Raw genomic sequence first — 9,051 nt, 5'->3', positions numbered from 1 at the left:
TTTTTCCAAACAATAATCGTTGAAGGGGCAGGAATATTAAAAATAGCTGCCGTTTCAAATAAGGACGTACCGTTTTCAATCATAAAATTTAGTACGTCTAGTTTAAATTGTTGCGTGTAATTTGTATACCGTTTTAGAAAAGCTTCCACACCATTTTGTTTATATTGGTTTACCCAATTCAAAATTACGGTGTCTCTTATACCAACCGCTTTACTAATTTCTCGGTAACTTTCATTTCCGTTCAAATAACGTTGAACGATGTGTATTTTTTCATCAGCTGTAAATTTAACCATAGAAAAACTGCACCTCCAATTGTTAGACGGTGTCTAACAATTGGGGTGCAGTTCAAAATCCGCTCTTTTTTATTTATCTTACTATTTTCAGGAGAATTATATGAATAATGCTTTTATTAATGAAAACTTCATGTAATTTTTTCTGGAATATATGTGAAACATTGTATAAAATAATCAAGAAAGCCAAAAATTATAGGGGGAAAGTTGTGAAGAAAAATAAGAGTTTAATAAGTTTTTTAGGAGTGTTTATTATGTTGTTTTCTTTTTGTTTTCAAGGAAACGTACAGGCAGATGTAAATACTGTTCAACCTGGAAAAATAAAATCAGGAAACGTAACGGTATGGGAAGTTGGAAATGTAGCGAAAGTGTTAGCTGATGTAGAGCGCTTAAATTTAAATACAGTAAATGTACCGATTCAAGTAGATATTCCGAATGTGACTTCTACTAACATGGTAATTAATCAGGCGCAAAAGAAACAGGCTATCATTTTAATTCAAGAATTATTAAAGCGTAATATTCAAGTTATAGTGGAACCGTTCCCATATATTCAGCAGGGGAATGTTGGAGAAACAGAATGGAATCCAAGTAATATTAATGATTTCTTCTGGAATTGGAAAACGGTTATTCTACAAGATATTTTTAATTCTATTACAAGTAAATACAATGTGTATGGACTAAAGATTGCTTCTAATTTCGTTAATATGGAATATGCAGAAGGATATTGGAACGATACGATTAATTTTGTCCGTCAGCAGTATAAAGGAAATGTTTTGTATCAAATGAACTGGTGGTTAACAGCAAGCTGGGACCCTTCTTATGAAGCGAAGTTTAAAGAGAAAATAAATCGTACGTATTTAAAAAAGGTGGATATTGTTAGTATCGATAGTTGGTTTGAAGTTTCAGGAAAAAGGAATCCACCATACGAAGAAGTGAAGCAAAGTTTATTCGCGACAACAGTATATAATCGTGGACAAAATGTTGTTCAACAACTGGAACAATTACATAATGCAACAGGAAAGCCAGTTTATTTTGGTGGATTTAACGTACCAGCGCGTGAACTAGGACTACAAAATCCATGGAATCCAGATGTTTCAAATGTATTTTCAAAGGATGTACAATTAAATGGCTGGCGCGCTTACCGAGATGTATTAGAACCGAAACCATATTTTAAAGGTTTTTCAATTTGGTTTATTGGCTCTAATGATAGTACACATGCGTATCAAATACATAGTAAAGAAGCAGAGGCAGTTATTAACGGATGGTATCGAAAATAAATTTTATAAAATAGGTAAGTTTTGAAGTTTCCTACATATATTTCTAGTGAAAGGCCTTTCACCATCTTATCACCTAGGGGGCAATCATAATGAAATTTTTGTCTTACCTTACAGTAATTTTGGTGATTCTTGGCGGTTTGAATTGGTTGTTTGTAGCGTTAGATTACAATGTAGTTGAGAAATGGTTTGGTTCTATGCCGGCGCTTGTGGACACTATTTATTGGCTCTTTGGTCTTTCTGCTATTTATCAAATTTTTGATCGGTTCTTTACGGACAATTAGCTATTATTCTTCTATTATTAAAGTGTTAAGTACGATTATGTACTTAACACTTTTTTATATGTTTACATATAGTATGCACGTGCAAGCGATTCCATCGCGTCTTGAGACATAATAATAGAAAAGAAATTGACCGTATATTGTATTGTGGGTTATAATTCAGAAAGTTTAAAAAATAATAAAATGAGAAATAGGGAGGTCATCCGGGTGATGGAGAGAGTGTATAATTTTTCTGCAGGACCATCAATACTCCCTTTGCCAGTTTTAGAGAAGGTGCAAAAGGAGCTTTTAAATTATAACGGGACAGGCATGTCTATTATGGAAATGAGTCATCGATCTTCTTATTTTCAAAGTATTATTGATGAAGCGAGTAGCCTGCTTCGTGAATTAATGAACATTCCTGATGGGTATGAAGTTTTATTTTTACAGGGCGGTGCATCATTACAATTTTCTATGATACCGTTAAATATAATGAATACGTACAAAAAAGCAGGTTATGTACTGACTGGCTCATGGTCTAAAAAGGCACTGCAAGAAGCAGAAAAAGTAGGGGAAGTACAAGTGATTGCTTCTTCTGAACAAGAGAAGTTTACTACGATTCCTAAATTGGATGGTTTACTCGGTAATGAAAAACTAGATTATGTACATATAACAACGAATAATACAATTGAGGGGACAAAATATGTGGATATTCCACATCTCGAAGAAGTGCCGCTAGTTGCGGATATGTCCTCAAATATTTTATCAGAACGATATGATGTTACGAAGTTTGGCCTCATATATGCGGGAGCACAAAAGAATTTAGGGCCAGCGGGCTTAACGATTGCTATTATAAAAAAAGATTTAATTGGCGGGGCAGATCGCTCTTGTCCTACAATGCTAAACTATGAAACTTATAGTAAAAATAACTCCTTATATAATACACCGCCATCCTTTAGTATTTACGTAACGAAGCTTGTACTAGAGTGGTTAAAAGAACAAGGCGGGGTATCTGCGATTGAAGAACAAAATAGAATGAAATCGTCACTTCTTTATCATTTCTTAGATGAATCTAAATTGTTTACTTCACCAGTTGATCCTACGTATCGATCACTTATGAACATTCCGTTTACAACACCGTCAGAAGAATTAAATAATCAGTTTTTACAAAAAGCGAAGGAACGCGGGTTCGTTACGTTAAAAGGACATCGTTCAGTAGGTGGCATGCGCGCTAGTATTTACAATGCGATGTCAGTGGAAGGTGTGCAGCAATTAGTAGATTATATGAAAGAATTTGAGCTTGAAAATAGATAGGGAGATGGGGATATGTTTCGTGTTCAAACGTTAAATCAAATTGCAGAAAAAGGTTTGCAAGTTCTTGGCGGAGAGCGCTATGAAGTAGGGGATAGAATGGATCATCCAGACGGCATTTTACTTCGCAGCTATTCTTTACATCAAGAAGAGTTTTCAAAAGATTTAAAGGCGATTGCAAGAGCTGGTGCGGGTGTAAATAATATTCCTGTCGATCGATGTACGGAAAAGGGAATTGTAGTATTTAACACGCCAGGGGCTAATGCGAATGCCGTAAAGGAACTTATTATCGCAAGTCTTATTATGTCTTCACGTAACATTATTAATGGAGTAAGCTGGACGAAAAATTTAGAGGGTGAAGAAGTACCTCAGCTTGTTGAATCAGGGAAAAAACAATTTGTTGGATCAGAAATTGCGGGGAAACGTCTAGGGGTTATTGGTCTTGGTGCAATTGGTGCTTTAGTCGCGAATGATGCGCTAGCTTTAGGAATGGACGTTGTCGGATATGATCCTTACATTTCAGTTGAAACAGCTTGGCGCCTTTCTACACATGTGCAAAGAGCGTTTAGCCTAGATGAAATTTTTGCAACGTGTGATTATATTACACTTCATATTCCTCTTACGAATCAAACGAAGGGGATTATTGGTGAACATGCTATAGAGACGATGAAAAAAGGAATGCGTCTATTCAATTTCTCAAGAGGGGAACTTGTAGATGAAAATGTTCTTCAAAAAGCGTTAGAAGAAGATGTTATTACACATTACGTAACGGATTTCCCGAATGAAAATGTGATTAAGATGAAAAATGTAACAGCGACGCCCCATCTTGGTGCATCTACATCAGAATCGGAAGAAAATTGTGCAGTAATGGCTGCACGTCAATTACGTGAATATTTAGAGACAGGAAATATTCGTAATTCAGTCAACTATCCTAACGTAGAACTTCCGTATATCGGAAAGAAACGTATTACAATTATGCATCAAAACGTTCCGAACATGGTAGGACAAATTACAGGATGTTTAGCAGAACATCATATAAATATTGCGGATATGATTAATCGTAGTAAACATTCTTGGGCGTATACAATGATTGATATTGATAACGGAATTGATGATATAATTAAAGAGAATGTAGTGGAAAATATAAGCAAAATTTCAGGTGTTGTAGCCGTTCGAATGATTGTGTAAAGGAGAGAGGAAGTTGGCAAAAATCCGACCGTTTCGGGCCATTCGTCCAGTAGAAGAAAAAGCAGCACAAGTTGCGGCTTTACCGTATGACGTATTAAATAGTGAAGAGGCAAGAGAAGTTGTAAAAGGCAATCCGTATTCTTTCTTACACGTTGATAAAGCAGAAATCGATTTAGATCCGGCACTTTCACCGTACGATGATCGCGTATATGAAAAAGCGGGTGAAAATTTAAAGCAATTTATACGAGAAGAAGTGTTCATTCAAGATGAGGAGCCAGCATTATACATTTATGAGCTGACGATGCAAGGAAGAACGCAGTCAGGACTTGTCGTTTGTACATCTATTGATGAGTATGATGATGATACAATTAAAAAACACGAAAGAACGCGTCATGAAAAAGAATTAGATCGCATCCGTCACGTTGATGTGTGTGATGCAAATACGGGCCCTATCTTTTTAACGTACCGTACAAAAGATGAAGTGAAACGTTTCATTAGCAGCTGGAAAGAAGAACATGCGCCAATTTATACATTTACAGCAGAAGATGGCGTTGAGCATGTTGCTTGGAAGGTTGCAGATGAAGGTGTAATTGCCACTTTAGTAAACGCATTTGAAGATATTCCGAACTTGTACATTGCAGATGGACATCATCGCTCTGCATCAGCAGCAAAAGTAGGGCTTATGCGAAGAGAACAAAATCCGAATTATACAGGAGAAGAGGAATTTAATTTCTTCTTATCCGTTCTATTCCCTCACGATGAATTATCAATTTGGGACTATAACCGAGTTGTGAAAGATTTAAACGGCTTATCAGAGGAACAGTTTTTAAAGCAAATTACGCAGTATTTTTATGTAGAAGAAGCAAATGTTTCTCCGTATAAACCGAATGAGCCGAAAACATTTGGTATGTATATAAACGAGAAGTGGTATAAGCTCACTGTGAAAGAGGAAACGTTTGATGCGAACGATCTTGTGAAAGGTTTAGATGTGTCTATTCTGCAAGACCATCTATTAAGCCAAGTACTTGAAATACATGATCCGCGATCTGATTCACGCGTCGATTTTGTAGGCGGAATACGCGGGTTAGAAGAACTAGAGCGCCTTGTGAACAGCGGTGCATATAAAGCAGCGTTCTCATTATATCCAACGTCAATGGAAGATTTATTAGCAATCGCAGACGCTGGGGAAGTCATGCCGCCAAAATCAACGTGGTTTGAACCGAAACTGCGCAGTGGGTTGTTTGTACATTCTTTAAAGTAAATATAGACTTCTTTAGATTGAAAAACCGAAATGATTTTTAGTTTCGGTTTTTCTTATTTTAAAAGTGTTTTCGAGGAGGGGTATCAATGAAATTGCAAGTAGGCGAAAAAATCACCTTTGAGCGAACGTTTACAAGAGAAGATGTTGTTTTATTTACAGAGGTATCTAAGGATGAGGGAGTTCATCATGTTACACCTGATGAACAAGGACGATTTGTTGTACAAGGACTTTTAACATCAACACTGCCTACGAAAGTTGGCGGTGATTATAACGTATTAGCTCGCAAGATGGATTTTGAATTTTTACGTCCCGTTTTTAGTGGGGATACGATTCGATGTGACGTAACAATTGAAAAATTTGAACCCGATGAAAAAAATCGTACGAATATTATTGCGATGTTTACATGTATGAATCAACTTGAAAAAGAAGTATTGAAGGGGAGTTTTTCAGGGATTATTCTTTAATTGGTAGGAGAAGTAATGAATAAGTGGGGGCCCATGCCTCTCAGGCTTAGAGTTTTAATTCCCACCCATAACGAAAATTTTATGTATTATACTCTGTTCTTTTCTTAACGATTAGAAAATAGTTGAATAAGCTCGTCAATAAAAAGGACATTCTTAGTATTACAAGAAATGTCCTTTCCACTAAATTATAGGGTATTTTGCTAAATTTCAAATTCTAAAATTAGTTTACTGGTTTGACCTGTAAACTGATAGTTATAGGACCCTCTCAGACTTTCTAAGTTACCGGTAGCTTTAATAATTGTTCCTGGGGAATCTAAATTTCCTTTATCAAATATTCCTTGCTCTATAGCTGTAAATGTTCCTTGTTGCCCCTTATAAATTCCTTCAAAGTGTAAAAATCCAGAAATTTTAGCAGTAGCCAAGTGACCATCATTTATATTTGAGTCTAAATAATATAATAAGTATTCAACAAAAGCTTTTCCTTTTAATTCCCCATCAATATCATATTCAACATGGGCAATATTAATAGGGAAATCTTTTCTAGTATCATCAATTGGTTTTTCATTCCATTTCCTTACTGTAAATGTTACTTCCATACACGTAAATCCCCCTTTATCATTAGATAAGTAATCTCCATATCATTTAAAAAGTAACAATTCACGGTCATATCTCATAGGAGTGTTTTTATTGATTTGAGTCCTGCCATATCGCTATCAAGCTAATAAAATAAAAATACGCTAGGATCAGGAAAACATAATTATAAAACTTATGGCTTTACTTATTGAAAGTTTCACTCCACTCCATTTTCCAAAATAGAGAAAGATCCATTTTCACAATCAATTTCTGCCATCGCACCGTAAGGTAAAATAAACTTCGGTTCAGTATGGCCAAAATTTAAATTATAAAGAATCGGCAAATCTTCTAAATTATTTTCCTTCATAATCTTAAGTATTACCTGTTTATATTCTTCATAATATGTTTCGTCTTTCGGTTTACCGAAGATGATTCCCTTTGCTTTTTGCAGAATGCCTTGCGCTGCATAATTTCGCAACCAATACTTTATATAATTTGGTTCTGGATGTTCTTCAGATGTTTCAAAGAATAGAATACTATTCTCCCAATGCTTTTTCTCAGGCCAAAGTTCCGTTCCTTTTACGAATTCCAATACTTCAATACAACCACCAATTAAACGCCCTCGTACAGTCCTAGATCCTTGAAGGACCTCATATCCGTTGTTTTGCTGCATCGTACGTCTTGTATCCTTATTTATTTCTATCCATTCTAAACGCTCACTCGTCCATTCGTTAGCTGGTTGAATTTCACCAATAATCTCATTTGAAAAGAGAGTTCGATTCACTGTTTCAATCGTATATGAATCCATCTCTATATTTTCAGCAAAATCGGTTAAGATTGCTGGACCGTAAAAAGAGGAAATTCCTGCTTTATGACAAAATAAATGTGAAACGGTATCGTCAGAGTACCCCATAAAGATTTTCGGATTTTCACGTATCACATTAAAATCAATATAAGGTAGTAAGCGGATACTATCTTCGCCACCAATATTCGTAATAATTGCTTTAACACGCGTATCTTTAAATGCTGTCATTAAATCTTCCGCACGAGCCCCTGGATTGTTATAAAGGTATTCGCTACCTTTTAAACTATTTGGCATTGGGATAACTGTAAGCCCGAATACTTCTTCTAATCTCTTTACTCCTTGCTCATAACGCCATCTTAGCTTAGAATCACCCGCTCCTCCCCATGAAGCACTTACTGTTGCTACGATATCTTCTGCCTGTAATCTCTTTGGTTTTATTAACATATGAATTCCGCCCCTACATAATGTAATGAACTACGATTATACAAACCGTAGCATTGAAAAATATGCTGCATGACAGTAGTTTCTTCATCATCAATCCGTTTACCTGCTGATATTCAAGAATTTAGCAGTAGTGTTGAATATAGGAATAATCGATTTATATTTAAAAATTACAGTATGCAACATTGCATAAGAAAGATGTTTGCTATTTTCTATAACTTGTAACTATAATAGTTACAGACTGGTCGTAGCCAATCAAACAAATAAAATCATCATGAATGGAGATGTACATAATGGGTATGAAAAAAATAATTTTAGCAGGTGCTTTAGGTATCGCAGCATTATCAGGAACGAATGTACCAGGATTAGAAGTAACGAAAGCGAGTGCGGCTTCTATTGAATCGAATTTCTCGACGTTAGAAGGGCGAGTAGTAGAAGTAGATAACGGTGTAATTGTTGTGAAATCTAAGCAATATGAGGAGCCTGTTAGTGTGTATATGGATTCACTTTCAAATGTGAAAGTAGGAGACGAAGTAAAAGCGACTGGATCTATGATGCGTAATTTTACAGAATATATGGTTGCAACTGCAGTTGAAAATACAACAAACAAGTTAGGTATGCACATGAAAGAAGATGGCTCACCTGATTATGTAATTGGCGAAGTATCAAAAATAGGAACGATGGAAGATGAGGGAGACGGTTCTACTAAGTATGTCGTAGTTGAGTATCCATCACTAAATGGGAAGAAAGATAGTATTGACGTTTTCTTAACAAAGGGACAAGTATTTCATACTGGTGAGAAAGTAAAAATTGATATGAAGTTTGTAGGATGGGGCGGAAGTTCTATTAACTGGAACACAGTTGATCATATCGAAAAAGTTCATGAAGCAAAGAACAATACGCAAAATAATGATGATGTATGGATCTGGTCTTAATAAGGCGAGTATAAGTCGTTATTTGCAATTTTCTCTAAACAACAAATGTATAAACCGAATATATATGTAGAGTAAGAACAAAATAAAAAGTACCCATCTAATTATCATGTGTATAACAATTAGATGGGTATTTTTTATTTACACTACCATTAGGATAAAAGGAAATAAATCATATATATGTATGATACATTTCACGAAGAAAGTTTACATGTGGACAAAGAATAAAGGTTGTTTATTATCTTATATTAA

The 9,051-nt window shown here is 35.4% G+C and carries 10 protein-coding genes; 7 read left to right on the top strand and 3 right to left on the bottom strand.

Annotated elements, in window-relative coordinates; genetic code table 11:
* The coding region (locus tag JDS92_RS01030) for a helix-turn-helix domain-containing protein (RefSeq protein ID WP_199631370.1) at positions 1-293 on the bottom strand (293 nt) is incomplete at its 3' end.
* Positions 294-499: 206 nt separating this feature from the next.
* Between JDS92_RS01030 and JDS92_RS01025 the strand changes: the two genes are divergently transcribed.
* From JDS92_RS01025 to JDS92_RS01000, 6 genes are all read left to right on the top strand, one after another.
* Positions 500-1,567, top strand: coding sequence for a glycoside hydrolase family 113 (locus tag JDS92_RS01025; RefSeq protein ID WP_199631369.1), 1,068 nt, complete (start codon positions 500-502; stop codon positions 1,565-1,567).
* 89 nt (positions 1,568-1,656) lie between these two features.
* On the top strand, positions 1,657-1,848 hold the full coding sequence (locus JDS92_RS01020; RefSeq protein WP_000670800.1) for a DUF378 domain-containing protein: 192 nt from the start codon (positions 1,657-1,659) through the stop codon (positions 1,846-1,848).
* A gap of 207 nt (positions 1,849-2,055) precedes the next feature.
* Positions 2,056-3,138: a 3-phosphoserine/phosphohydroxythreonine transaminase gene (gene serC, locus JDS92_RS01015; protein WP_097959498.1), complete on the top strand. Its 1,083-nt coding sequence runs from the start codon at positions 2,056-2,058 to the stop codon at positions 3,136-3,138.
* Between the two features lie 12 nt (positions 3,139-3,150).
* A complete protein-coding gene (locus JDS92_RS01010; protein ID WP_000490241.1) occupies positions 3,151-4,323 on the top strand; it encodes a 3-phosphoglycerate dehydrogenase family protein in 1,173 nt (390 codons plus the stop codon).
* 13 nt (positions 4,324-4,336) lie between these two features.
* The gene (locus tag JDS92_RS01005; RefSeq protein WP_001063058.1) at positions 4,337-5,584 is read left to right on the top strand and encodes a DUF1015 domain-containing protein; all 1,248 of its coding nucleotides are present in this window, start codon (positions 4,337-4,339) and stop codon (positions 5,582-5,584) included.
* 86 nt (positions 5,585-5,670) lie between these two features.
* Positions 5,671-6,048, top strand: a complete 378-nt coding sequence (locus JDS92_RS01000) for a hotdog family protein (RefSeq protein ID WP_199631368.1) — start codon at positions 5,671-5,673, stop codon at positions 6,046-6,048.
* Between the two features lie 200 nt (positions 6,049-6,248).
* On the opposite strand, the gene JDS92_RS00995 is transcribed toward JDS92_RS01000, so the two are convergent.
* Positions 6,249-6,644 (bottom strand): DUF3224 domain-containing protein, encoded by a 396-nt coding sequence (locus JDS92_RS00995; RefSeq protein ID WP_195755276.1) that lies wholly within the window; start codon positions 6,642-6,644, stop codon positions 6,249-6,251.
* Between the two features lie 194 nt (positions 6,645-6,838).
* Entirely contained in the window at positions 6,839-7,870 is a 1,032-nt protein-coding gene (locus tag JDS92_RS00990; RefSeq protein ID WP_199631367.1) for a S66 family peptidase, read from the bottom strand.
* A 290-nt stretch (positions 7,871-8,160) separates the two neighbouring features.
* Between JDS92_RS00990 and JDS92_RS00985 the strand changes: the two genes are divergently transcribed.
* Positions 8,161-8,802 (top strand): F0F1 ATP synthase subunit alpha, encoded by a 642-nt coding sequence (locus JDS92_RS00985; RefSeq protein WP_016108783.1) that lies wholly within the window; start codon positions 8,161-8,163, stop codon positions 8,800-8,802.
* Positions 8,803-9,051: the final 249 nt, after the last annotated feature.

The sequence above is a fragment of the Bacillus cereus group sp. N12 genome, from assembly GCF_016483575.1.
GTDB classification, from domain to species: Bacteria; Bacillota; Bacilli; order Bacillales; family Bacillaceae_G; genus Bacillus_A; species Bacillus_A toyonensis.
This window is presented reverse-complemented; position numbering and strand designations above follow the sequence as displayed.

Excerpts from the sequence above, each read along its gene's own strand:
- JDS92_RS01020 (WP_000670800.1), top strand. The coding sequence starts at position 1,657 with ATGAAATTTTTGTCTTACCTTACAGTAATTTTGGTGATTCTTGGCGGT.
- serC (WP_097959498.1), top strand. The coding sequence starts at position 2,056 with ATGGAGAGAGTGTATAATTTTTCTGCAGGACCATCAATACTCCCTTTG.
- JDS92_RS01010 (WP_000490241.1), top strand. The coding sequence starts at position 3,151 with ATGTTTCGTGTTCAAACGTTAAATCAAATTGCAGAAAAAGGTTTGCAA.
- JDS92_RS01000 (WP_199631368.1), top strand. The coding sequence starts at position 5,671 with ATGAAATTGCAAGTAGGCGAAAAAATCACCTTTGAGCGAACGTTTACA.
- JDS92_RS00995 (WP_195755276.1), bottom strand. The coding sequence starts at position 6,644 with ATGGAAGTAACATTTACAGTAAGGAAATGGAATGAAAAACCAATTGAT.
- JDS92_RS00990 (WP_199631367.1), bottom strand. The coding sequence starts at position 7,870 with ATGTTAATAAAACCAAAGAGATTACAGGCAGAAGATATCGTAGCAACA.
- JDS92_RS00985 (WP_016108783.1), top strand. The coding sequence starts at position 8,161 with ATGGGTATGAAAAAAATAATTTTAGCAGGTGCTTTAGGTATCGCAGCA.